This is a genomic window from Shewanella sp. SR44-4 (assembly GCF_014163715.1).
Taxonomy (GTDB): Bacteria; Pseudomonadota; Gammaproteobacteria; order Enterobacterales; family Shewanellaceae; genus Shewanella.
The window spans coordinates 39,306-65,194 of sequence record NZ_JACJDU010000019.1; the positions used below are offsets into that span (position 1 = coordinate 39,306).

The 25,889-nt window shown below is 41.5% G+C and carries 21 protein-coding genes; 15 read left to right on the forward strand and 6 right to left on the reverse strand.

Annotated elements, in window-relative coordinates:
- The first annotated feature begins 316 nt into the window (after nt 1-316).
- Nucleotides 317-985, forward strand: coding sequence for a flagellar brake protein (locus H5125_RS10960; RefSeq protein WP_162023697.1), 669 nt, complete (start codon nt 317-319; stop codon nt 983-985).
- 192 nt (nt 986-1,177) lie between these two features.
- Here H5125_RS10960 and H5125_RS10965 read toward each other — a convergent pair whose 3' ends face one another.
- Both H5125_RS10965 and gltB read right to left on the reverse strand, forming a co-directional pair.
- Nucleotides 1,178-2,584 (reverse strand): FAD-dependent oxidoreductase, encoded by a 1,407-nt coding sequence (locus H5125_RS10965; RefSeq protein ID WP_182744272.1) that lies wholly within the window; start codon nt 2,582-2,584, stop codon nt 1,178-1,180.
- 5 nt (nt 2,585-2,589) lie between these two features.
- A complete protein-coding gene (gene gltB, locus H5125_RS10970; RefSeq protein ID WP_182744273.1) occupies nt 2,590-7,038 on the reverse strand; it encodes a glutamate synthase large subunit in 4,449 nt (1,482 codons plus the stop codon).
- 522 nt (nt 7,039-7,560) lie between these two features.
- On the opposite strand from gltB, the gene H5125_RS10975 reads away from it, so the two are divergent.
- From H5125_RS10975 to oxyR, 3 genes are all read left to right on the forward strand, one after another.
- Nucleotides 7,561-8,529: a TIGR01212 family radical SAM protein gene (locus H5125_RS10975; RefSeq protein WP_182744274.1), complete on the forward strand. Its 969-nt coding sequence runs from the start codon at nt 7,561-7,563 to the stop codon at nt 8,527-8,529.
- Nucleotides 8,530-8,825: 296 nt separating this feature from the next.
- Nucleotides 8,826-9,191, forward strand: coding sequence for an Hpt domain-containing protein (locus tag H5125_RS10980; RefSeq protein WP_101088857.1), 366 nt, complete (start codon nt 8,826-8,828; stop codon nt 9,189-9,191).
- 194 nt (nt 9,192-9,385) lie between these two features.
- Entirely contained in the window at nt 9,386-10,303 is a 918-nt protein-coding gene (gene oxyR / locus H5125_RS10985; protein ID WP_101086335.1) for a hydrogen peroxide-inducible genes transcriptional activator OxyR, read from the forward strand.
- 201 nt (nt 10,304-10,504) lie between these two features.
- Here oxyR and H5125_RS10990 read toward each other — a convergent pair whose 3' ends face one another.
- On the reverse strand, nt 10,505-11,527 hold the full coding sequence (locus tag H5125_RS10990) for an adenylate/guanylate cyclase domain-containing protein (RefSeq protein ID WP_220487333.1): 1,023 nt from the start codon (nt 11,525-11,527) through the stop codon (nt 10,505-10,507).
- Nucleotides 11,528-12,051: 524 nt separating this feature from the next.
- Nucleotides 12,052-12,720: a DNA mismatch repair endonuclease MutH gene (gene mutH / locus H5125_RS10995; RefSeq protein ID WP_182744275.1), complete on the reverse strand. Its 669-nt coding sequence runs from the start codon at nt 12,718-12,720 to the stop codon at nt 12,052-12,054.
- Nucleotides 12,721-13,482: 762 nt separating this feature from the next.
- Here mutH and rppH point away from each other — a divergent pair.
- From rppH to H5125_RS11010, 3 genes are all read left to right on the forward strand, one after another.
- Complete coding sequence (gene rppH, locus H5125_RS11000) at nt 13,483-14,001, forward strand: RNA pyrophosphohydrolase (RefSeq protein WP_011638393.1); 519 nt, start codon at nt 13,483-13,485, stop codon at nt 13,999-14,001.
- Between the two features lie 24 nt (nt 14,002-14,025).
- Nucleotides 14,026-16,266 carry a phosphoenolpyruvate--protein phosphotransferase gene (gene ptsP, locus H5125_RS11005; RefSeq protein WP_162023690.1) on the forward strand — a complete coding sequence of 747 codons (2,241 nt, stop codon included), beginning with the start codon at nt 14,026-14,028 and terminating at the stop codon, nt 16,264-16,266.
- 87 nt (nt 16,267-16,353) lie between these two features.
- Nucleotides 16,354-17,154 carry a sulfite exporter TauE/SafE family protein gene (locus H5125_RS11010; protein WP_101086339.1) on the forward strand — a complete coding sequence of 267 codons (801 nt, stop codon included), beginning with the start codon at nt 16,354-16,356 and terminating at the stop codon, nt 17,152-17,154.
- 81 nt (nt 17,155-17,235) lie between these two features.
- Here the strand turns inward: H5125_RS11010 and H5125_RS11015 are convergent, their stop codons facing one another.
- On the reverse strand, nt 17,236-18,087 hold the full coding sequence (locus tag H5125_RS11015) for a thymidylate synthase (protein ID WP_101086340.1): 852 nt from the start codon (nt 18,085-18,087) through the stop codon (nt 17,236-17,238).
- Nucleotides 18,088-18,303: 216 nt separating this feature from the next.
- Here H5125_RS11015 and nhaA point away from each other — a divergent pair, with 216 nt between their 5' ends.
- The 5 genes from nhaA to H5125_RS11040 all read left to right on the forward strand — a co-directional run bounded on the left by nhaA (nt 18,304) and on the right by H5125_RS11040 (nt 21,702).
- Complete coding sequence (nhaA, locus tag H5125_RS11020; protein WP_101086341.1) at nt 18,304-19,479, forward strand: Na+/H+ antiporter NhaA; 1,176 nt, start codon at nt 18,304-18,306, stop codon at nt 19,477-19,479.
- Complete coding sequence (locus tag H5125_RS11025; protein ID WP_101086342.1) at nt 19,476-19,862, forward strand: hypothetical protein; 387 nt, start codon at nt 19,476-19,478, stop codon at nt 19,860-19,862. The genes nhaA and H5125_RS11025 overlap by 4 nt, the downstream gene beginning before the upstream one ends.
- A 184-nt stretch (nt 19,863-20,046) precedes the next feature.
- A complete protein-coding gene (gene nhaR / locus H5125_RS11030; RefSeq protein WP_101087191.1) occupies nt 20,047-20,970 on the forward strand; it encodes a transcriptional activator NhaR in 924 nt (307 codons plus the stop codon).
- Nucleotides 20,971-20,999: 29 nt separating this feature from the next.
- On the forward strand, nt 21,000-21,248 hold the full coding sequence (locus tag H5125_RS11035) for a succinate dehydrogenase assembly factor 2 (RefSeq protein ID WP_101086343.1): 249 nt from the start codon (nt 21,000-21,002) through the stop codon (nt 21,246-21,248).
- Nucleotides 21,229-21,702, forward strand: a complete 474-nt coding sequence (locus H5125_RS11040) for a protein YgfX (RefSeq protein ID WP_101086344.1) — start codon at nt 21,229-21,231, stop codon at nt 21,700-21,702. Before H5125_RS11035 ends, H5125_RS11040 begins: the two co-directional genes overlap by 20 nt.
- Nucleotides 21,703-21,732: 30 nt before the next feature.
- Here H5125_RS11040 and nadB read toward each other — a convergent pair whose 3' ends face one another.
- On the reverse strand, nt 21,733-23,349 hold the full coding sequence (gene nadB, locus H5125_RS11045; RefSeq protein WP_101086345.1) for an L-aspartate oxidase: 1,617 nt from the start codon (nt 23,347-23,349) through the stop codon (nt 21,733-21,735).
- A 234-nt stretch (nt 23,350-23,583) separates the two neighbouring features.
- Between nadB and rpoE the strand changes: the two genes are divergently transcribed.
- Genes rpoE through H5125_RS11060 form a run of 3 tightly spaced genes read left to right on the forward strand, consistent with a single transcriptional unit; the run spans nt 23,584 to nt 25,779 of the window.
- Entirely contained in the window at nt 23,584-24,162 is a 579-nt protein-coding gene (gene rpoE / locus H5125_RS11050; protein ID WP_011638383.1) for an RNA polymerase sigma factor RpoE, read from the forward strand.
- Between the two features lie 26 nt (nt 24,163-24,188).
- Entirely contained in the window at nt 24,189-24,806 is a 618-nt protein-coding gene (locus H5125_RS11055; RefSeq protein WP_101086346.1) for a sigma-E factor negative regulatory protein, read from the forward strand.
- 40 nt (nt 24,807-24,846) lie between these two features.
- The gene (locus tag H5125_RS11060; protein WP_101086347.1) at nt 24,847-25,779 is read left to right on the forward strand and encodes a MucB/RseB C-terminal domain-containing protein; all 933 of its coding nucleotides are present in this window, start codon (nt 24,847-24,849) and stop codon (nt 25,777-25,779) included.
- Nucleotides 25,780-25,889 lie beyond the last annotated feature (110 nt).

Genomic DNA, 25,889 nt, shown 5'->3' on the forward strand with positions numbered 1-25,889 from the left:
GAAACAGCCTTTGTGCTGTTATCTGCATTTTATGGACTTACTGTAGGTTAACGATTGATGTGCCAATACGTATTATTAATAAAATACATGCCAAATTTGCTATCATAATTTCGACATCAGCCAGTCTCGAAATAATTATCCATGGCCGCTAATGATTTTTGTATCGATTGCTCAGGCTTGAGGTTAGCTAGGATTAGCACTACGCTAGTTACTAGCAAACTAAACCTGATATGTTAATGTTATTAAGTGTTATTGGAGTCGATAGATTGATAGAAATGAGGTCCATTATGATGAGTAACACTATGGTAAATAACCAATGACAACGCCAGTAAGTGCTTCGTTGTATGCTGATCTTCGCCTAATTGACATAGGTATGGAATTGTTTATTGAAATTCATTTTGCCAATGGTAAAACAGTGCAGTCACGTTCGAGCTTAATTGGTTATCAGGTTGGGCGGTTTATCTTGATTGAGTATCCCAATAAAGGTTTTTCTGAGGCTTATCAACATATGCTAGTGAATGCTGAAATTGTGGTAAGGGCGATGACGAATAGTGGTTTTAAAGACATTATTGCTTTTAAGTCGACCATATTCTCTGTGGTTAATCAACCGATTAGAATGCTGTGCCTTAGTGTGCCTAAAACCATCATCAAGAAAAAAGTCAGAGAGCAGTTGCGAGTTAATATCGAGCAAGAAGTGTTTATTATGCACAATGACAATAAAATCAGTGCAAAAATGCTCGACTTTTCTTCTACTGGCTGCTTACTGACGGTAGACGCCAAAACGGTGAATATTGAACAAGGCGAAGAGATACATGTGGCTATCTCTATTAACACTGATCTTTCAGGGATCTTAACGGGTAGCATGGTCAAAGTTCAAAACATTGAAGGTGTATTGAATATTGGGGTGAGGTTTTCAGATGAGCATCCACAATTAAAAGATAATATTTTCAGCTATTTTTTAGTCAGTTCAACTACAAAATCATGACCCTAAGTGAATCCTAGTTGTGGGCTATCCGTGTGAATCATCGTCCTTAAAAAAGATAAAAAAAAACGCATCAAAAGATGCGCGAAAATTCACAAGCAAACACGGTATTACAGCTTTTATTGTTAGTCTGAAAGTAGGCTAAAGGTAAGCTACCTTTAGCCTGTCTTTAGCCCTATATAGGCTAGCAAGCTGTTAATCTAAATAGTTTAAAATGCCTAATGCAGCATCTCGTCCTTCTGCTATAGCCGTTACAACGAGATCAGAACCTCGCACCATATCACCACCGGCAAACACTTTAGGGTTAGTGGTTTGGAAAGGGTTGTCGTCGGTTTTCTTGGCCTTAACTAATCCCCATTCGTTGGTTTCAATGCCAAAATCACTAAACCAAGCAGCAGGGCTCGCTTGGAAACCAAAGGCGATAATCAGCGCATCGGTTGCTAATACTTGCTCACTACCAGCAATGATTTCGGCGCGTTGACGTCCACTAGCATCAGCTTCACCCATTTGAGTTTCAACACATTCAATCCCGACTACTTGACCGTTTTCAGCTTTAATTGCCACTGGTTGACGATTAAATAAGAAGTTAACGCCTTCTTCGCGCGCATTTTGCACTTCACGGCGAGAGCCCGGCATGTTGGCTTCGTCACGACGATAAGCACATGTCACGCTCTTTGCGCCTTGACGAATGGCTGTACGCACACAATCCATTGCAGTATCACCGCCGCCCAACACCACCACATCTTTACCTTCAAGGCTTAAATACGGTGTTGCATCGTCGTGAGTACCCATAATGTGATGAGTATTGCCAATAAGATACGGTAACGCTTGAATCACGCCTTGAGCGTCTTCATTGGGCAGTTTAGCTTTCATGGCCGTGTAAGTACCCATACCCAGAAAGACAGAATCGTACTCGTCTAATAGGCTTTGAAAACTCACATCCTTGCCGACAGTCACACCCATTTTGAATTGAATGCCCATGCCTTCAAGCACTGAACGGCGAGTGGCCATAACATCTTTATCAAGCTTGAAAGAAGGGATGCCATAAGTGAGCAAACCACCAATTTGTGGGTATTTATCATACACCACGGCTTGCACACCATTACGAGCCAACACATCAGCACAGCCAAGACCCGCAGGACCCGCTCCAATAATGGCAACACGCTCTTTACGTGGCGTCACATCCTTCATGTTTGGACGCCAGCCTTGGGCAATTGCAGTATCGGTAATGTATTTTTCAACACTGCCAATGGTGACCGCACCAAAGTCGTCGTTTAAGGTACAAGCACCTTCGCATAAACGGTCTTGTGGGCACACCCGGCCACATATTTCTGGCAGAGTGTTGGTTTCATGCACCAAGTCTGCCGCTTCCATAATGCGACCTTCTTCTGCCAGTTTTAACCAGTTTGGAATGTAGTTATGCAGTGGGCACTTCCATTCGCAATACGGGTTACCGCAGTCAAGACAGCGATCGGCTTGTTGTTTTACTTCTGGTTGCGTAAACGGCTGATAAATTTCAATAAATTGTGTAGCACGTTTTTTCGCTTCAAGTTTAATGGGGTCTACTCGACCCACTTCTATAAATTGAAAGTCATTGCTCATAATAATTACCCTGCCTTTACTACTAATTCCGGACTCTTCTGCTCAATTTTTAGCAGGTCAGCAACGGCAATATTCTTTGGTTTAACTAATACGAAACAATCCAACCAGTTTTCAAAATCACTTAAAATCATATGAGCATGTTCACTGCCGGTTTCAGCATAGTGAGTTTCAATCAGGCCTTTTAAGTGTTGCTGGTGGATGGTCGATTCTAATTTTTGAGTATCGACCATTTCGGTGTTTACTCGGCGATTAAAGCGACCAAACTGATCAAATACATAGGCAAATCCGCCAGTCATCCCCGCACCAAAGTTGACCCCCGTTTTGCCTAGGATAACCACGATACCACTGGTCATGTATTCGCAACCATTGTCACCCGTTCCTTCAACGACCGCTATGGCCCCTGAGTTACGCACAGCAAAACGCTCACCCGCTTGACCCGCGGCAAACAGTTTGCCGCCAGTAGCACCATACAAACAGGTGTTCCCCATAATGGCACTGCGTTCACTTTGGAACGGGCTACCAATAGGTGGGTGAATAACGATCTTACCGCCAGACATACCTTTGCCGACATAATCATTAGCATCGCCGCACAGCTTAAGTTCAAGGCCAGGGCTATTCCATACGCCAAAGCTTTGGCCTGCACTACCGCTAAAGCCAAGTTTGATTGGTTGTTTTGCGCCTGCGACACCAATTTTAGTTGCAATATAACCAGATAATGCCGCGCCAACTGAACGGTCGGTATTGTTGATTGTATATTGACCTGAATACGGTTCACCCGCATCAACTGCAGCACTGCAATCTGCAACCAATGTTTGGTTTAACTTGCCAATATCAGATGGAGGGTTAATTTCTTTCCATGTGAGTGACGAGTTTGCCTGCACTTTGGGTTTATATAAAATTGGCGCAAGGTCAAGACCACGTTGCTTGTCTGTTTGACCTTCAAGTGTATATAACCAGTCGCTTCGTCCGACTAAATCTTCGAACTGAGTTACCCCTAATGCAGCCATCCATTCACGCACTTCTTGAGCCACAAATTCAAAGTAGGTCATGACACGTTCTGGTAAGCCGTGATAATGGTTTTCGCGTAAGTTTTTATCTTGGGTTGCGACACCTGTCGCACAGTTATTAAGATGACAAATACGTAAGTATTTACACCCAAGCGCAATCATCGGCACTGTACCAAAGCCAAAGCTTTCGGCACCCAATAAGGCTGCTTTAATAACATCGGTGCCGGTTTTTAACCCGCCATCCACTTGTAGACGGATTTTATGACGTAAACCATTTTCTACTAGCGACTGATGCACTTCCGCTAAACCAAGCTCCCAAGGAGAACCGGCGTATTTCACCGAGGTGATAGGGCTTGCGCCAGTGCCACCGTCGTAACCTGATATGGTGATCATATCGGCATAGGCTTTTGCAACACCGGTTGCAATGGTGCCAACACCGGGTTCTGATACTAGCTTGACCGACACTAAGGCTTTTGGATTGATTTGTTTTAAATCGAAAATCAGCTGAGCTAAATCTTCAATTGAGTAAATATCGTGGTGTGGCGGCGGTGAAATCAAGGTCACACCTGGACGAGCATGACGAAGTCCTGCGATTTCAACGCTAACTTTATGGCCAGGTAATTGCCCACCTTCACCCGGTTTTGCACCTTGAGCTACTTTAATTTGCAACACATCAGCGTTAACTAAGTAATGCGCGGTCACGCCAAAGCGACCCGATGCAATTTGTTTTATGGCCGAGTTACGTTCGCTATTGAAACGACGTGCATCTTCGCCACCTTCACCTGAGTTTGAGCGTCCACCAAGACGGTTCATCGCAACCGCTAACGCTTCATGAGCTTCAGGGCTTAATGCACCGATACTCATGGCTGCGCTATCAAAGCGAGAGTAAAGCTTTTCAGCGCCTTCTACCGTGTCTATTTCAATGGCGTTAAGTTGACCTTTAATACCAATTAAATCACGTAAAGTGGCCACTGGGCGATCATCAACTAAGTGAGTAAACTTTTTGTACTCAGCGTAGTTTTTGTCTTTTAATGATGCTTGTAAGGTATTCACCACGTCTGGATTAAAGCAGTGATATTCACCACCTTCAACGTACTTTAATAAACCACCTTGTGGTAACGGTACATGGGCTCGATAGGCGGCGGTATGGAGTATTTTCTGGTCATCGGCAATATGGTTAAAACTGACACCTTCAATACGGCTTATCACGCCTTTAAAACATAACTCAATCACATCACTGGCTAAACCCACAGCTTCAAATTGTTGGCTACAACGATATGAACCTACGGTACTAATGCCCATTTTAGACATGATTTTACGTAAGCCTTTTTCAATGCCGTAACGGAAGTTAAGCATTAAATGGGTTACATCATCGACTTGATGCAGTTTTGCCATCGCTGAAATAGATTCATAGGCGAGGTAAGGGTAGATAGCCGTGGCACCAAAACCAATTAATACCGCAAAATGATGCGGATCGCGTGCTGAAGCTGTTTCAACAATAATGTTAGTGTCGCAACGTAGGCTTTTATCGACTAATCGAGTTTGCACAGAACCCACAGCCATAGCGGCAGGGATAACTTGAGCACTTTTCGCTACTGCACGGTCAGACAATACTAACAATGTTGTGCCGCTGCGAGCTAAGCGTTCAGCTTCGTCGGTAATACGGCGAATAGCCTGCTCTAGTGTTTCATTGGCATCATAGTTTAAATCAACTGTGTTGGCGCGATAGTTAGTGCTGTCTAATCCCAGTAACTGATTAAAATCACTGAATAACAAAATCGGTGAATTGAACATCACTCGGTAAGCATTACCGGTGGTTTCGCTAAATAGATTTTGCTCGCGACCGACGCAAGTGGCTAACGACATCACGTGTTTTTCACGTAATGGATCAATAGGCGGGTTGGTTACCTGAGCAAATTTTTGACGGAAATAGTCGTATAGTGAACGCGACTTTTTCGACAATACTGCCATAGGCGTATCATCACCCATTGAGCCAATGGCTTCTTCACCTTTGCTCGCAAGTACCCAAATAACTTGTTCTAATTCTTCACGGGTAAAACCAAACTGTTTTTGATATTGCAGTAATGTTTTACTATCAAAACCACTTGAACCTTGTTTGGTTGGAGCCATTTCCTCAGCAGGGATCAATGTCTGACTGTTTTTAGCCATCCACTCTTTGTAAGGATGACGACGCTTTAAGTCATTATCAATTTCAAATGAATGATACAAACGACCATTCAAGGTATCGAGTACTAGTAACTCACCGGGCCCAACGCGGCCTTTTTCGATCACTTCATCGGCGGAATAATCCCAAATACCGACTTCAGACGCTAAGGTGAGGATACGATCCTTGGTTATAACGTAACGAGAAGGGCGTAGACCGTTACGATCTACCGCACAGGCAGCATGGCGACCATTGGTCATTACAATGCCTGCAGGGCCGTCCCACGGCTCCATGTGCATTGAGTTAAAATCATAAAAGGCTTTTAACTCGTCATCCATTTCAGGATTTGATTGCCATGCAGGTGGAATAAGCAAGCGCATGGCTCGATATAAATCCATCCCTCCAGATAACAACATTTCAAGCATATTGTCTAAAGAAGACGAGTCTGAACCTGTTTCGTTAACAAAAGGGGCGGCTTGTTGTAAATCTGGTAGTAAAGGCGAATTAAACTTATAGGCGCGCGCTCTTGCCCATTGGCGGTTACCGGTAATGGTATTGATTTCGCCGTTATGAGCGAGGTATCGAAACGGTTGAGCTAATGGCCACTTTGGCGATGTGTTAGTTGAAAAGCGCTGGTGGAATAAGCAAATCGCACTTTTCAAACGAATATCTGCTAGGTCGGTATAAAATGATGGCAGATCTGCTGGCATCATTAAGCCTTTATAGACAATGACTTGTCCAGAAAGGCTGGCGACATAAAAGTCTTTGTCATCGGTGATCTGTTGTTCAAGACGGCGACGAGCCATATATAGGCGACGCTCAAGATCTTTTTCCCGCCAGCCTACCGGCGCGTTGATCAATACTTGATAAATTTGTGGCAAGCTTTCCCGGCCAATCTCCCCCAAGACATCCGGATTAATCGGTACTTTACGCCAGCCAGCGACACTGAGTGTTTCTCGTTGTAGTTCTTTTTCTAAGATAAACTTCGCTTCATCAGCGCGTTGCTCATCTTGGCTGAGAAATAGCATACCTACGGCAAACTTTCGGCTTAAATGCCAATCGTTTTCTGCCGCAATAGCTTCAAAAAAATCTGTAGGCATTTGCATTAATAAACCACAGCCATCACCTGTGCGTCCGTCAGCTGCAATACCACCACGATGCTTCATTCGATCGAGACCATGAATCGCGGTACGCACAATGCGGTGACTCGCGTCGCCGTCCATTTGTGCAATCAAACCAAATCCGCAATTGTCACGCTCAAAACTGGGATGATACAAGCTCATACAAAAAACCCCCTAAACCTCTACTTGATACGACTCGGGGTAAATTTGAAGAATATCCATAGATATGCACCCGAACCATTCAAATTAAACTGAGAATGAATAAAGGTCAAACCAAAAAAATGCAACAAACTGAAATATTATTACTAAAAAAACGTTATAAGCCACCAACCTTACGTTAACGTAAACTGTGATATATCACCTATAACGTTCTGAATAAAAAGAATTTTAGAAAATATTCAAACAATTGTTTACCTTTTTGCAACAACAACAGGGAATTATTTTTGAAATAAAAATAGTGAATTTTATTTCAAATACAGTCTTTGGGTAAAAAATTATTCTAAATGACTAAATATTCATTTTAGGTGATGTATAAATTACTTAAATTGTTTTAAACGTTTTTTGAGTTTGTGCACAACTTTAGCGAGCGCTTGAATTGATAGAGCATTTATTGATTTAGCACCAAGACAGATGTTTACCGTCTGACTACACTGGCGAACTTTGGAATGATGATGAGAGTAAGTTGTGGGTTTAGATGATTACGTTAATACGTTTGGGGCACATTGCAAACATTTATATGGCCAAAGAGTAAAAAAATTAACTATTGATGGCCAATTTACCTGTCCCAATCGAGATGGCACGTTAGGGGTAGGCGGTTGTACTTTTTGTAATGTTGTTTCATTTAGTGGCGAACAAGGTAGAGAACAGCCGATTGCGATGCAGTTAACCGAAGGTAAAGTACGCGCCCAATCTGCAAAAAAATGTACTACCTCTGCGGATATTAATTCTATTCCTACCGCTAAATACATCGCTTATTTTCAAGCTTATACCAGTACTTACGACGAGTATAAAGTGCTAAAGCAAAAGTATGATCAAGCACTTGAAGATGCCGATATTGTCGGGCTTCATATAGGCACTCGTCCTGACTGTGTACCCGATGAAGTACTTGATTTACTCGTTGAGTATCAACAAAGAGGTATTGAGGTGTGGTTGGAACTTGGCCTACAAACGGCCAATAATCACACGTTAAAACGGATTAATCGTGGTCACCAATTGTGTGAGTATCGTCAGACAGTTAAAAAGGCTCGCGATAAAGGCATTAAGGTGTGTACCCATCTAATATTAGGGCTGCCGGGTGAAACATCTGCTGATTATTTTAATAGTTTACAAACCGTATTAGGAATTGGCGTTGACGGACTAAAACTGCACCCTTTGCATATTGTAGAAGGCAGTATTATGGCGAAACAATGGCGCTATCATCCTATGCCGCTAATAAGTCTTGAAGAGTATGCCTATGAGGCGGCAAAACTTATCCGCCACACCCCAAAAGAGATTATCTTTCACCGCGTAACCGCCTATGCCAAAAAACCAATGTTACTCGCCCCTCATTGGTGCGCATTTAGATGGGATGGACTAGTGGCCATTGTGGATGAGCTTAAAGAATACGGTGGCCAAGGCAGTGCATTAATGTTTAGCCAAAGTAAAACGGCCTAGTGTGGTGTATTTAGGCAGATATATTATGTCTCTGTTGAATATGGACAAAGTAAAGATAGCGCTAGGTTTTGTGAAGATGTATCAGACTAATCGCTATTATTAGTTATAAATTGGACGAAACATTACCAAAGTGAGTGTTTTTTAAACATTGGTAATACCAGTTGAGTAGTTATGTTGTAAAAATGTGATTTTTTACCATTAAATAGCGGCTAAATATTAGCAAGCCTTGCATAGGGTATTTTACTCGGTATCATATTTGTAATTTTATAGAGTTAGATTTTGATAGAGGTGCCTTTATGGCCACAACGCAGTTAGACTCAATATTGGATCTCAATACGCTTGAGCAATATATCAGTGCCATTGGTGCTGGAACGTTATTGAAAAGCGTAGTGTTATTCGAGCAGTTAATGCCTGAGTATGTCAGTAGCCTAGTGAAAGCTGGCGATGCAAATGATAAAGAAACGTTATGTGCAGAAGCTCATAAATTTAAAGGTGCAGCAGGATCTGTTGGCCTTAAACGCATTCAGCAATTTTCACAGTTACTACAACACGGTGAAGAAGCTAAATGGGAAACAGAACATAAAGTATGGCTTGCTGAAATCGTTGCGCATGCTGCACAAGATTTACAACAACTGAAAGTTTACTTAGAAGCGAAAGCGTAATTACGAGTAGAGTAGGCAGCATAATCAGTTTAGATTAACATCTACATTAGTGCCTACAATCGGTTTGTTGAAATGCCTCTTTATTGAAGAGGCATTTTTTATGGCCGTTTGTTCAATATTGACCATCAGTGTCTTGTTATTTTGGCTAAATTAATTCATTATTTGAATTAATATGGATAAGGGTAATCGTTTATATGAAAAATCTTCCTAGCCTCAAGAACCTTTATTATTTGGTTCATTTACATCAAGAGCAAAATTTTAATCGTGCTGCTAAGATGTGCTTTGTGAGTCAATCGACTTTATCTAGTGGTATCCAAAACCTTGAAGAACAACTGGGTTATCAGTTGATTGAACGTGATCATAAATCATTTATGTTTACCGCTATCGGTGAAGAAGTGGTTGAGCGTGCTCGAAATATTTTAACTAATGTTGATGACTTAGTTGAATTAGTGAAAAATCAAGGCGAACCGATGACCGGAGAAATTCGTTTAGGCTGTATTCCCACTATCGCGCCTTTCTTACTTAGCCGAGTCGTTAAGTTATGTCAGCAAGACTACCCCAAACTCAGTTTGTTATTAAAAGAAGACACGACCGAGCGTCTATTAGATGCCTTAGCAAAAGGTGAGTTGGATTTATTAATATTAGCGTTACCTGTCGACACCAGTGGTTTTCATAGCATGAAAGTCGGCATCGATCCGTTTAAAATGGTGATGCATAAAGAGGTATCGCAACAATTTTTGCAACCCATTGACTATCAAAAAATGCCAGACGAAAGCATTTTTTTACTCCAAGCTGAACATTGTATTACCGGTCACGCGATAACAGCATGCCAATTGGGTGATAGTGCCAAAATCAATCCATTTGCTGCAACCAGTTTGCATACCTTGGTGCAGATGGTAAACAGTAAATTAGGCACCACATTTTTACCCCAAATGGCCATTGATACCGGTATTTTAACTGATACTGATCTTGTTGCAATGGATCCGCCGGGTGAAGCTCCTTATCGTGATATTGGCTTAGTTTGGCGTCAAACTACCAGCCGTATTTCAACGTTTAGAACCTTAGGCTTAGCGATTCAACAAAAGCTGCTAGCACAATCGTTACCAGGTTAACCGCAACTTGGGATAAATGAGATATGGGATGAATCGATAAAATGGTTTATTTCAGGTTAGCAATATCAAAGGTGCGATTTGTGTCGTTAATAAGGCTATTGAAGCGTCAATAGCCTTTTTGTTATCTGTCGCGTAGCAATGTGCGTTTCAGGCATGTTTATGATTGAAATTGAGCTTAACTAAATTCAATTAACCTCAGTTTTAGGCGTTGGTCAGTTTTATCGGTGCAACACCATACACTTCAGTCGGATGTTTTTTACCTTTAAGCATGATTGGGCCTAAATCAGTCAGGTCATATTGACTATTTTGCTGCTCAAGTCGATGTACCACATCTCCAGATAGCAACATTCTTTGACCGAGCGGATTACATTGGTCTTGTAGCCGTGCCAAGGTATTTAATACATCACTGAAAAAACTAATCTCTTGCTTATGTACGCCGACTACCGCTGCTACAACTTGGCCACAATGCGCCGCAGCTTTAAATTTTGGCACAAAACCATATTGTTGTTCAAAGTATTGCCTTTGCCACTGCAATTGCTGGCAAAATTCGAAATAGATATTCATACAACGGTCTTGTTTAATACCTTGCTCTAATGGCCAGTGGATAAGTACGGCATCACCCATGTAACGATAAATTTCAGCTTCATTATCGGTTACTGTGTCCGCTAACATGCTAAAGCTATCTTGAATTAGGCGGCTAAAGCGGTAATCACCTAAGGTTTCTGCATGAGCTGTTGATGAGACCATATCGATAAATAAGAATAATTGTTGCTCGTAACGTGGTTTGTGGTATTTGCCAAGGCCTATATTGAGCAAGACTTTAGGGCCAACCAACAGCGACATTTGTTCGATAAAAGCTAAGCTGACCCTTACCACAACAAGATAAACCACTAATGCCTGAAACGATGGGCTATAAATAATCTGCACTGTGAGCATTTGTCGTAATGTCACCATGTGGTTCTCTATGGCCCACATGTTTAAAAATTGTGTCACATACGCCAAGGTTGTTGCCCCAAGGAGCAAAAACAATCCTTTAAACACCACTGAAAATAAATAAGGTAAACGGCTGATGGCGCTAAAATCTGCAATGAGATTGGACATCCAATGCAAGCCGCCAAATACAACACCCATCATTATGGCAAGCGTGGCGAGATCGGCATTGCCAACAGCCCATTCAGGCAGTTGCGATGATTGTGAGTAGCGAAAAAAAACGAAAGAAGCCATTGCTACACACCAGGCAAAAATAGCGAACAATAATTTTTGAGTTTGACGGCGTGCTTTCACGGAGGATGTGGTTGCCCAAATGACTTAGTATATAAGGGGGGTAGTCTATAGAAAATTTGCTTACATGTGATAGTTTATTTGTGATTTAGATCAATAGAAGTGAAGAAATATGTGCACTAACGCAAAGTTTTTTCAACATTACTAGGGCTTGTTGAACTTTAGTGGCTGAAATTTGTTCGAGATAAACGGCTTGTTATTTATTTAACAAGGCGGCATAAATATTAGAGACGAAACTTCCAATTAGGCTAACGGTTTGTAACCAATTTATTCGATAAAGATTAAAAACACCCTTTAGCCGGTTCGTTTGAGCTGCATTTGTGGTTTGTTTCTGTGTGTTATCGCTTACTCATGTTGTATCACGAGATGTCGTAAGCTCTGCTTTGTAAAACATTGCCATGTACCACTAAAAAATTGATGTTAATGATCAACAGACCCTAGATACCAAGCAAAGTAACAACGGCAGATTATGAAAAGGCATTGGTTAATATCTGTTGAGTAAAATCAATTTTAAGGTAAAAGCCTCGGGGATTAGATAACTGAATGCTGCCGTCTTCGGCGATGCTTTCGGTGAGTATTTTGCTATTAGCTGCTTTTGGACGTAATTGCAGTACTTCACCATGACGTGCAGTAATTTTATCAACTTGACCTAGTGCAATTAACTCCATTATCTCTTCCCAATCTTGTTGCAACTGTCCGGCTTGTGTCGTATTCGGTTGCCACAATATGGGGGTGCCTATACGACGATCACCGACTGGGATACTACGTTCGCCTTCAATAGGAACCCATAACACTCTCTGCAATTTATGATAAACCAAACTGTTTTCCCAAGTCATACCCTGAATGTTTGTCAGCGGTGCCACGGTGACATAAGTGGTCTCAAGCGGTTTGCCTTTGCGATCAATCGGGATCGTTTTGAGTTCAACTCCTAAATGTAAAAAGTCTTGTTCAGGCTTTGATCCTGCCAGCGCGCCTAATTCAGATTCAATCAGTTGGCCTACCCAACCTTTATCTCGGCGTAAATCGGCTGGTACAATGATGTCATTATCGGCCGCAATATCAGCTAAACGAATGCCAGCCATATTGTGCGCTCTTTGCATTAATTCGATTATATCTAATGGCGATGATTTAGCCATGGATGAGTATTTTCCTCTGGAAAAAAGAATGAATAGACGATCAAAATCAACAGGCTATGCTATCAAGTAATATTCGTCGAGAACAAGTTTAGTTAGTTATTTGCGATGTGGTTGAAAAACGACCAGGTTTTAGTTGGTTAAAGTTATTTGATTGAATTCCTTTGTAATCGGTTGTTTTAAAAGTTCTTTTTAGGTTGTGGTTGTTTTTATATTATACTTGTCCCGAGTTACACTCGTTTTTCCCCTACATTTCACACATACTTATCCACAGATTTAATGGATAAGTGTAATAAAACCTGTCTTTAACTGATTAAAAACACCAAGTCAACGCAATAAAACAGCTTTTTAGCGGGTTTAATTTAAAATAAGCCTTGTTATTTGTGTATAACTTAAGTTGCTAAATGAGTGATTGGCTATCTTAATTGGTGTTGTTTGTTTTTTGTACGATAGCGGCGATTTGCTATAATGTTAATTTACAATTTTTTTTAAGTTACTAATTATATTGCAGTATATTATAATAAAAAGCAGTTTACCTTAGAAAGGGTGCAACTAAATTTTAGCCTGTTATCAAGCTTTAGCAAAGTTTCGAACAGAGATATCCACAGATTTTGTGGATAATCCACAGGGTAGCTTGGTTTAATTGTTGATAATTTTGATTTATTAACATTGTTATTCAATTATCCACAGTAAATAGAGGTTTGCCGATAGGCATGCTTTGTGAAACAATCAGACGATATAAAATTTGTTATTTTTGGAGTCCATGTGATTGATAGCGACGGCTTTCGCGCAAATGTGGGCATCATTATCTGTAATAAATTTGGACAAGTTATGTGGGCCAGACGTTTTGGTCAACATTCATGGCAGTTTCCACAAGGTGGGTTAGATGATGGCGAATCAGTAGAAGAAGCCATGTATCGCGAACTTTACGAAGAAGTGGGACTCAGACCTGAGCATGTTCAAATTTTAACATCCACTCGATCTTGGTTACGTTATCGGTTACCCAAGCGTTTGGTACGCCAAGAAAGCAAACCTGTTTGCATTGGCCAAAAACAGAAATGGTTTTTACTACAATTGAAAGGTCACGATAATACTATTAACTTGAATTCTTCTGGTCATCCTGAGTTTGATGATTGGCGTTGGGTGAGTTATTGGTATCCTGTTCGTCAGGTTGTGTCTTTTAAGCGCGACGTATATAGAAAGGTAATGAAAGAGTTCGCATCGACGACATTAGCGCTGCAAACGCGCGAGTTTAGTAAAAAACGAAGCAAACAACGGAGTTAACTGATTTCAAAGAGGATTGAAACAGTGTTAAATATGCTCAGGGATATCACTCAAGCTGTTGCCAGAGCCAGCAGCCTTGAAAGTGCATTAAATATATTAGTGTCACAAACTCGATTAGCGATGGCTACCCATTGCTGTTCTATTTATATCCTTGAACAACAACATCTAGTGTTATCCGCTACCGAAGGTTTACAACAATCTGCCGTTGGCCGAGTGAGCATGCCATTATCGCAAGGTTTAGTAGGCTTAGTTGCTGAGCGTGAAGAAGCCGTTAATCTTGCCGATGCCCGTATTCATCCTCGTTTTAAATTATTTCCCGAAGCTGAAGAAGAAGAATATCGTGCATTTTTGGCTGTGCCGATTATTTTTCAAAAACAGGTTGTGGGCGTTATTGTGGTGCAACAGCCAGAAGCCCGTCAGTTCAGTGAAAGTGAAGAAGCATTTTTAATGACCTTAGCCGCTCAGTTGGCGGTGGTTGTGCGCAGCTTGAAACACAAAGCGGCTGTTACTAATGTGCAACAGCAAGTGGTTTTCAGTGGTGTTAATGCATCAAGTGGTATTGCGATTGCTCATGGCCTGGTATTAGGCGGTGTTATTTCTCTGGAACAACCCGAGGTCAGCTGCTTCGATATAGATGTTGAAATTCAGCGCTTAAAGTTGGCCATGCAGCGTTGTAAAGACATGTTGTCGTCTATATCGCAACGTTTTGAGCGTGAAAAGTCTGCTGATGTGGCCTCTATCTTTACCGCATTTCAATTATTGCTAGACGACTCTAGCCTTGGTGGTGAATATGCCCGTGAAGTCGCTTTAGGCTGGCAGGCTGAGTCTGCGGTGAGCCGAGTGTCATTGCGCTATATCAAACAGTTTTTAGAAATGGAAGATCCATATCTAAAAGAGCGCGCCAGTGATATTCGTGAGCTTGGGCAAAAACTACTTCGACAGCTTATTGAACCGGGTCGGTTAGAGTTAGAGCCAGATAAACCGGTTATTTTAGTCGCTAAAGAAGTGGATGCCACTTTATTGGCTGAGTTTCCACGGCAAAAACTCGCTGGTATTGTCACTGAACGTGGTGGGGTTAATGCCCATGCGGCTATTTTAGCGCGAGCCTTGGGTGTACCTGCCATTGTTGGCGTTGATGATGTGTTATCAATCGACATCGATCAAAAACTATTAGTCCTCAATGCGAATCGTGGCCAGCTATTGGTATCGCCATCGCCAGCAGTGATTGAAGAGTACCAATTACTGATTGATGCCGATGTTGAAAAGCAAAAGCAATTTTCTGCCGAATTAAACCTACCATCAGTGACTACAGATGGTCAGCGGATCCATTTGTATTTAAATGCAGGTTTATTGAGTGGTATCGCTTCTGAAATTGCTGAATGCGCAGATGGTATTGGGCTGTATCGAACTGAAATTCCCTTTATGCTCCATCAACGCTTTCCGAGCGAAAGTGAACAAATCAATGTATATCGTCAGGTATTGAGTGCCGCTGGTGATAGACCTGTTGTGATGCGTACATTGGATGTTGGCGGCGACAAACCGTTACCGTATTTTCCAATTAAAGAAGACAATCCGTTTTTAGGTTGGCGTGGCATTCGTTTATCGCTTGATCATCCTGAGTTGTTTTTAGTGCAATTGCGCGCGATGCTGCAAGCTGCTGGAAACGGCAATCAATTACAAATATTACTACCAATGGTGAGTAATCTGGATGAGATAGATCAAACATTAAAATATTTAGAGCAAGCGTTTACCGAACTAAGCCAAGAACTAAAGACTATTTTAGTGAGGCCGAAGGTCGGCGTTATGCTTGAAGTTCCTGCATTGTTGTATCAATTGCAAGATGTGGCAAAACGGGTCGACTTCGTGTCGGTGGGCAGTAACGATTTAACGCAATATTTACTGGCCGTCGATCGTAATAATCCGAGTGTGAGTTCGTTATTTGATAGTTATCATCCAGGTATTCTTAGGGCACTTAAACGAGCTGTCGATGAGTGTAAATTGTATGATTTAGATGTGAGTGTTTGTGGTGAACTTGCTGGTGAACCTTATGGTGCACTGCTTTTAGTCGCAATGGGCTATAACAAACTTAGTATGAACCAAGGCAGCTTAGCCAGAATCAATTTTTTACTCAGGCGTGTATCAAAGCAAGAGCTCACTGAGTTATTAGGATCTATTTTACAACAGTCAAATGGAAACCAGGTTCGCGGCTTGTTAGCCAGTTTCTTGCGAAAACATAACCTTTTAGATTTAATCAACATCGATTAGCAGTACGATTGAATCTGCTTCGGAAAACCTTAAATGATTTTCCTAGTGGTTCGTAACATAATCAAGCGTCATTTTAAGGATGTCATCGTGGATAGTTTACTGCAGGTATTTTTAATTTGCCTTGTTTTAGGTTCTGTCGTGGGTTTTTTGGCTGGGCTGTTAGGTATTGGTGGTGGGTTAATTATCGTACCTGCGCTATTGTATATTTTACCTTCAGTAGGTATCAGTTCAACCCAAATTACTCATGTCGCTATCGCTACGTCACTGGCATCGATTATTTTAACGTCTATGTCATCAGCCACCGCGCATCACAAACGTGGAAATATACCTTGGGAGCTATTTAAGCCTATATTTCCGGGTATTGTAATAGGGTCGTTAGCATCAGCTTTTGTGTCTGAGCAAATTGCATCAGATGATTTGCAACAGGCTTTTGCTATTTTTGTGGTGTTAATGGCTGTACAAATGGCATTTCCGTTTAAAGTCAAAACGGGTGGCAGTATGCCAAATTTTGCCGTGTTACTGGTGATATCGACAGCGATAGCGTTAATTGCTGGTTTAATGGGCATTGGTGGCGGGGTTCTGCTGGTGCCATTTTTAAGTTATTGCGGTTTGCAAATGCGTCAAGCTGTTGGGTTTTCGTCGGCAACCGGGATGCTTATCGCAGTATCCGGTACCATTGGTTACATTATCGCAGGTTTCGATGTACCCAATTTACCCGAGGGCTCGGTTGGGTTTATTTATTTGCCGGCATTAATCGGCATTATCATTAGTTCCATGTTGTGTGCGCCTATTGGCGTAAAAGCGGCGAGTTCTTGGCCGACACCAGTATTGAAAAAAATATTTGCTTGTTTGCTTGTTGTGGTAGGGCTAAAACTACTATTAAGTTAATTCTAAATTGTTCTAAATGATTACAAAAACGCCTTTGTTCAAGTAGTTGAACAAAGGCGTTTTTAGTTAACCTAACAGCTATTACACAGCGAAAGGATACTTAATCGCATCGTGATGTTGATAGTCTTCAACGCTAAAGTCATCCAAGGTTACCCAGGTTTCGATGTCTTTTAGGGTTTTAATCTTTGGATTGATGATTAACTTAGGCGATGCAAAGGGTTCACGCGCGAGCTGAACATCTCGCATTGGTTCGAGTTGATCTTCGTAAATATGAGCATTGACTATCTTATGGTATGCCTTACCCGGTTTATGGCCAGTAATCTGAGCCATTAACGCAAGCAATACATATACTTGTACCATATTAAAGTTTAACCCTAGTGGAACATCACAACTGCGTTGTGTGCTGTTAAGGTATAAAGTATCACCGAGTAATGAAAAATGGTGCTCGTACATACATGGCCGTAAGCAGCCTAAGTCAAATGCGCCAGGGTGCAAGAAGGTTAAAATTTCACCACGATTATCTATACCGTTACTGAGATCATCGACGATTTGTTGCAGTAAATCGACATGGCCACCATCAGGCTTTGGAAATGCACGCCCTAACGCTCCGTATATCAGTCCCATATCATCGGGCCCTTTACGGTTTGGGTTATCTAGCCATGCTTGGTTTTCATTGGCGTTAGCGTCCCATGTTTTAGTGCCTAATGCCCTAAAATCGGCCGCATTTTGGTAGCCACGTAAATAACCGAGGATCTCCGCTATGGCAGACTTCCAGAAGCTTTTACGTGTGGTCACCAAAGGGAATTGATTGTTACCAACATCATAAACTAAGTCGGCATTAATGACAGTTAGGCACTTTTTGTTTGTTCGTGCATTATTAACCCATTCGCCTTCTTCGACAATGCGTTTACACAGGTCTAAATACTGTTTCATTGGTCCCAATTCCTTTTTTGCTTTTATCGATTATACCTAATCAAGGCCGGCAAATCATTGCCAAATGAAATGCAGGTTCAATTAATTATTTTTACTTTTAGAGCTAACTTTACGATCGACACCTCGGTTAAGCCGAGTTAACATCAAGAAACAATCGATTATTATTGTTTGAACATATCAGATAGACTGATCCCATTGTTTTTTTAGGAGTGTTATATGGAACGAGCAATTAAGAACTTCTTAAGCCAAGAGTCTGCGGGTGGCATTTTATTAATCGTTGCCGTCGCATTGGCGATGATTTTAGCCAATTCACCGTTAGCGGGTGTATATCAAGATTTCTTAGGCACCGAAGTGCAGCTTAGAGTAGGTGATCTTGATATCGATAAGCCGCTTTTACTGTGGATCAATGATGGCTTGATGGCATTATTCTTTTTATTAATCGGTTTAGAAGTAAAGCGTGAATTACTTGAAGGTGCGCTATCGAGCGTAGCTAAGGCATCATTGCCCAGCTTTGCTGCGATTGGTGGCATGGTGTTTCCGGCATTATTTTACTTAGCATTTAATTACTCAAACCCAGAAACTCAGATCGGATGGGCTATTCCTGCTGCTACTGATATCGCCTTTGCGCTAGGTATTATGGCACTGCTCGGTAGTCGTGTGCCCGTGGCGTTAAAAGTGTTTTTGTTAGCACTGGCAATTATTGACGATCTAGGAGTCATTGTTATTATTGCTCTGTTTTACAGCACTGATTTATCAATGCTTAGTTTGGTTATTGCCGCGGTATCGATCGTGCTGATGGTCGCACTGAACAGGAAAGGAGTCAGTTCAATTCTGCCTTACGGTTTACTCGGTTTTATTCTTTGGGTTGCTGTATTGAAGTCTGGAGTACATGCGACATTGGCCGGAGTGATTATTGCATTTTGTATTCCACTTAGAGCAAAAGATGGTTCCTCGCCATCTGAGCATTTAGAGCATAAGTTGCACCCTTGGAGCACCTTTATGATCCTGCCGGTATTTGCTTTTGCCAACGCTGGTCTGTCATTAACTAATATGTCATTTGATACATTTGCTGAACCTATCACCCTAGGTATCATCATGGGTCTGTTGTTGGGTAAGCCGATCGGGGTGCTGTTATTTAGTTATTTAGCAGTAAAACTTAAGTTAGCTGAACTACCACCTGGGATTGGTTGGAGGCATATCATACCGGTTGCTGTTATGTGTGGTATCGGCTTTACCATGTCGGTGTTTATTGCTTCGTTAGCATTTGAGAACTCACCCGCTGCATTTGGTGATTATGCAAGACTAGGTATTTTAACAGGATCGTTATTTGCGGCTGTGATTGGCTACTTTTGGTTGGCCAAAGTATTGCCTGAAAATGGAGTAAAATCATGAAATTGAATAAATTAACCTTTGGAATACTACTGACCAGTTTTGTTATTCCTGTATCGGCTGAATCATTTAATGTTTGTTTAGAATCATCTGATTCACCGACTTGCCAAAGTTATCTAGAAGGTGTGGTAGATGGTGCACTAATGTATCGTGATGATTTGGCAAAGAAAAGAATAGATCCTAACGATTACGAGTCAAGAGCACTAAAATACCGAGCAGGAAAACGTTATCAATCGGCGAATTTGAATTATTGCGCTAGTCATATACCGGTGAAATCTGAAATTGTATCAGCACTCACAGAGCAGGTGTCGTTGAACAATGTCAATAACAGTGATGAGCTTGAGTCAGTGATCACTAGTTTGATGGATTGCCGACGGAGTCAGTAACTACGTCTTTACTTAACGCAGCCATTTGGCTGCGTTTTTTTATGACTAATCTTGGCTAATCAATATGGTGAACTATCTATGGTGAACTAATATTGTCGTTGATTGGTATAGATTAATGAGCAATAGAAGTAGCGGTTTATTTGCTATAGTAGTGTGAGTAAATTTTGTTAGGTTAATGATTGATATGCAGCATTTAAATTATAACCATTTATATTATTTTTGGATGGTACAAAAAAAAGGCTCAGTGACTAAAGCGGCTGAAGCATTGTGTTTGGCCCCGCAAACCATAACGGGACAAATTCGTGCATTAGAAGAGCGATTAAAAGGCACGTTATTTAAGCGTGTTGGTCGTAACTTAGTTGCTACAGAGTTGGGCGAATTAGTATTTCGTTATGCCGATAAAATGTTTAGCTTGAGCTATGAAATGCTCGATATACTTAATTATCAAAAAGATGATTCACTGCTGTTTGAGGTAGGTATTGCCGATGCTTTATCTAAAGCTTTAGTGAGTAGAGTGTTGTTAACTGTTATTCCAGATGATGGTTCGGTTCATTTGGCGTGTTATGAATCAACCCACGATAGCCTTATTGAGCGTTTACGTGAGCATAAGCTTGACATGATTTTATCTGATTGCGCTGGCGGCTCGTTGAAATTCCCTGAAATTTTATCGAAAAAGCTTGGTGAATGTGGTGTCAGTTTCTTCTCGGCTGAAGCGATTCCAGTCCCTTTTCCCGCTTGTCTTGAGCAGCGTAAATTACTCATACCGGGTAAGCGGACATCATTAGGACAACAGTTACACGGTTGGTTTGCTGAAAAAAGTCTTAATGTTAGTATCTTGGGTGAATTTGACGATGCCGAAATGATGAAAGCATTCGGCTATTTTAATCAGGGAATTTTTGTCGCACCGTCTATTTATCGTCATGATATACTCTCTCAAGGTATGGTGTTACTTGGTGAAACCACCGATATTAAAGAAGAGTACCATGTGATGTTCGCTGAGCGAATGATCCAACATCCGGCGGTAAAATCATTACTGGCAACGGATTTTAGTGATTTATTTGCAGGACGAGATCTACAAGTACAAGATTTTGAAAACCGTATAAGCTAGCTTGTGATATAGACATCAGGAGATTTGTGTTGGAATTAATGAATATAGCTCGTGTACGCTGGGCATGCCGCCGCGGAATGTTAGAATTAGATATATTGTTTCAACCCTTTGTCGAAGCCCAATACGAAGCCATGAGCGATGATGATAAAAACACTTTTATTCGTTTATTAGAGTGTGAAGATCCGGAGCTATTTGCTTGGTTTATGGGCCATGAACAATGTTCAGATCCATTGTTCGCCAATATGATAGTCAAAGTCCGTGGAAGAGCAGCACCTTAACCCGCCTGTTGATGTATTGGTCAGTACTAGCACTCATATGCAACAATTTGCATTGAGTGCTTCATTTTTGCAGCGTGGTGCCTTAGTGGTATCGTTTGCTGTTGTATTAACGAGCTTTTTAGCTTGGCCTTATTATCCTTCCTTGATATACCACGCCATTCAAATGTTGTTATTCGTTACCATTATCTTCATTTTTTTTTACAGCTGGCGCAGAGTATCTAGTTGGCGTTGTTTGCTTACTTTAGGTGACAAGGGGGCTGGTACATTATTGCAAGGTGAAAATGGAAGTCTCAATAAAATAACACTCACTAAAAAACCCTTTATCAGTCCATTAATGTGCATTATTTATTTACAACATCTTCAAACGGGCGAGAACAGAGTATTGCTGGTATGGAGTGATATGTTAGACGACACAGCATATCGTAATCTGTGTCGTCTATTATTAAGCCATTAATGATGTGAAGTTGAGTGACGTTGACAGCGTTTAACTGCTCGGTTGTAAAATGGTTGGTTTAGGATTGTCGATTTGTTCAGGATAATCAATATTATAATGAAGGCCTCGGCTTTCTTTTCGTTCCATTGCACATCGAATAATTAATTCTGCAACTTGTACCAAATTACGCAGCTCTAATAAATTGTTACTGACACGGAAGTTTGAATAGTACTCTTCAATCTCTTGTTGAAGCATCAAACATCTTCGTAGTGCTCGTTCTAATCGTTTATCTGTTCTGACAATACCGACGTAATCCCACATAAATAGGCGCAGTTCGTGCCAATTATGGGCAATAACGACTTCTTCATCAGAGTTAGTTACTTTGCTCTCGTCCCATAAAGGTATTGGGCAAGGCATCGGTATTTTATGCAACAAACCTTCAATATCTTGTGAGGCCGCACGGGCAAAGACTAAACACTCCAGTAGTGAATTGCTCGCCAGTCTATTAGCGCCATGTAAGCCTGTGTAAGCCACTTCGCCAATAGCATATAAGCCATTAATATCGGTTTGACCATGAAGGTCAGTCATCACACCACCACATGTATAGTGTGCCGCTGGAACCGCTGGAATTGGGTCTTTGGTGATATCAATACCCAATTCAAGACAACGTTGATAAATGGTTGGAAAGTGTTTAATGATAAAGTCAGCAGGTTTATGGCTGATATCTAAATACACACAATCAACACCTAAACGTTTCATTTCATAATCAATGGCGCGAGCAACAATATCGCGAGGAGCGAGTTCAGCTCTTTCGTCGAAATCGGGCATAAAACGGCTGCCATCAGGACGACGTAAATAAGCTCCTTCACCGCGTAATGCTTCCGTTAACAAGAAGTTTCTGGCATTAGGGTGAAATAAACACGTTGGATGGAATTGATTAAATTCCATATTGGCAATTCGACAACCTGCGCGCCATGCCATTGCAATACCATCGCCACTGGCAATATCAGGATTCGAGGTGTATTGGTACACTTTTGAGCTGCCGCCAGTTGCTAACGCAACAAATTTGGCTCTGACGGTTTCTACATGTTCCTCATCGCGATTCCACACATAAGCACCAAGCACACGGTTACCCGGTCGATGCAATTTACGCGTGGTGATTAAATCAATCGCATTGTAACGTTCAAGCACTTGTATGTTTGGGTGAGCGATTGCACGTTCTTGTAATGTAGTTTGTACCGCTTTACCGGTAGCATCGGCAGAATGCAGAATACGACGATGGCTATGCCCACCTTCACGGGTTAGGTGGTAGGGGGCTGTACTATTATCGACTCCAGCTAAGGTTTCTTCTTTATCAAATGCCACGCCACAATTAATTAACCATTGCATTGCACTTTTGGCATTTTCTGCGGTGTAGGTCACAACTGATTTATCGCATAATCCGGCGCCAGCGATTAAGGTATCGTTGACGTGGGACTCAATTGTGTCGCCTTCATCGAAAACAGAGGCGATTCCACCTTGAGCGTATAATGTTGACCCTTCTGATAATGGGCCTTTAGAAAGAAGAATTACTTTTGATTTTTCAGCAAGATGTAGTGCTAAAGTTAGTCCTGCAGCACCGCTGCCGATGACCAAAATGTCAGATTGGTGTTCAACTGCTTGTTTCATCAGGTATCATGGTGTGGCTATGTGGTTTGATCATAGTAAATCAAATTACTACGACAGGGTACTTTTACAGCGTATTTTATTGTGATTTTGCTTAGATATTTTGTTTATATGTAAAATAAATTAATTTTTTTTAATTCAATATCGAACTTTCTTCATATCAGTAGGTCTACTCATATGAACAGGATTCGAGCGACTGAGAAATCAGTATTACAGATTTAGGAGTAGTCGGCTCGGATGAGTGGACAATATAGTGATCAACAATTAGTTGAGCGAGTACAGCAAGGCGATAAAAATGCATTTAACCTGTTAGTGCTGAAGTATCAAAATAAAGTGATGAGTTTGATTTCTAGGTATGTACGCAATCAAGCGGATGTAGCGGATGTGACACAAGAAGCCTTTATTAAAGCGTATAGAGCGTTAGCAAATTTTCGTGGTGAAAGTGCATTTTATACTTGGTTGTATCGTATTGCGGTAAACACCGCAAAAAACCATCTTACATCGCAAGGGCGCAGAGCACCTGCAAACGATGTTGATATAGAAGATGCAGAATATTATGAAGGCAGTGATGCGTTAAAAGAGTTTGCATCACCAGAGCGATTATTAATGAAAGATCAAATGAGTAAAGTGATCTTTGATACGCTCGACACTCTGCCTGAAGAGTTAAAAATGGCAATATCGCTCAGAGAGCTAGAAGGAATGAGTTATGAAGATATTGCTAATATAATGGATTGCCCTGTTGGCACGGTAAGATCGCGTATCTTTCGTGCTCGAGAAGCAATCGACAAACAGCTCCAGCCTTTGCTGGAAAAGTAACAGCCTTAACCTTAGATAGGTGAATAATGCTTAAATCAAGTCAAGAGTGGGTATCTGCAGCAGTTGATGGTGAAGCCGATGATAAAACATTGGCGCAGCTTTCTGCCGACGTTGATTCACATGATGAATGGCAACGCTATCACATGATAGGCGATGCAATGCGCGGCGAGTTGCCGACAGCCATTGACTTAGACCTTTTTGCTAGCATCACTGCAGCAATTGAGCTTGAACCGACAATTATTATGCCTCAAGCCAAGCAAAGTGAATTAGTCGAGCCAATTAGCACTCCACAGCAAGTTGCAGTGGGTTCAAACGTGGTGCCATTTTTCAAACAGTTTGGCCAATATGCTATTGCAGCAACAGTTGCTATGGTGGCCATTGTTGGGGTGCAAAATTATAACCAAACCAGTGATGCAGAGTCACCGTTACCGGTATTAATGACTCGTCCTTTAGTGGGGAGTGTGTCACCGGTAAGCTATCAGACTGGTGCGGTACAAAATCAACAAAGCTATTCTAATGAGCAAGTTATAGAACAGCGTCGCCGTATTAATGCTTATATCCAAGATCACATGTTACAACAACGCTTGAATCCAGGTGTTGCTGTTGATGATAATAGCGTGCAAGATGCCGCGGTAAATCCATAATCCGCCGGCAGAACCTTGTCTTACCATGTTAGGAGTTAGCTTGCGCCTTATCCTGCTAGCACTGTTAGTGTTAACCTTTCCAACACACGCTGAAGAAGATTTATCTGCTAAAGCTTGGCTTAAGAATATGAGCCAAGCAATGCACGATAAACAATACAAAACCTCTATTATTCAGCTACAAGCCGACCATATCCGTCCGCTTGTTTACATTCATGGCATTGTCGATAATAAAGAAGTCGCTTTACTTGAATACCTTAATGGTCCGCCGAAAAATGCAGTGCGAGTGGGTAATACGGTTACGTTTATAGAACATGACCAACCGGCTTACAGTGTGGTAGCGCCTCGTATTCAGGGAATTTGGCCAGCAGCTTTAGCGGGAGATTTAAGCCAGCTTGAAAAAGGCTATCAGTTTGTTATTGGTGGTCGAGGGCGTATTGCTGGACGTCCTGGACAAATGATCCGTTTACTCGCCAATGATGACAATCGTTATGATGCTCAAGTGTGGATTGATATGGACACTTATTTGCCATTACGTTTTGACTCCCTCAATAAAGAAAAACAATTACTTGAACAAACCATGGTCATTGAGCTGATTGAATTAACCGAACCTGCGAACATTTTAATTGAAGCAGCAAAGCAAGAGTGGCCAGCAGTGATGAACCAAGCGGAACGCACGGATGGTAAAAACTGGCAATTTACTTGGTTACCAGAAGGATTTGATGTGGTTGTTCGCGATCATCATCGCTTGATAGGTATTCACGAGCCGGTTGAATATGTGGCGTTAACGGATGGATTAGCCAATATTTCTGTTTATGTCGCGCGAGCGGGAGAAAATCCGATGCCCAATGAGCTGCTTATTCGTAATGGTTTATCTATGGTAGTTGTTAAAGTGGGTACGCTTGAGGTTGTAGCTATCGGTAAGGTGCCTTCTGAAACGTTAGACAGGATAGCCAATAGTTTAGTATTAAAATAAACAATGCTCGTTAACAAGCAAGCCGTGACAACAATATTTTGTGTCACGGCTTTCGTGTTTCTAGTGGCAAATTAGAAATGATATAGCTTAGCGGTAAACTTGCTTAGCCA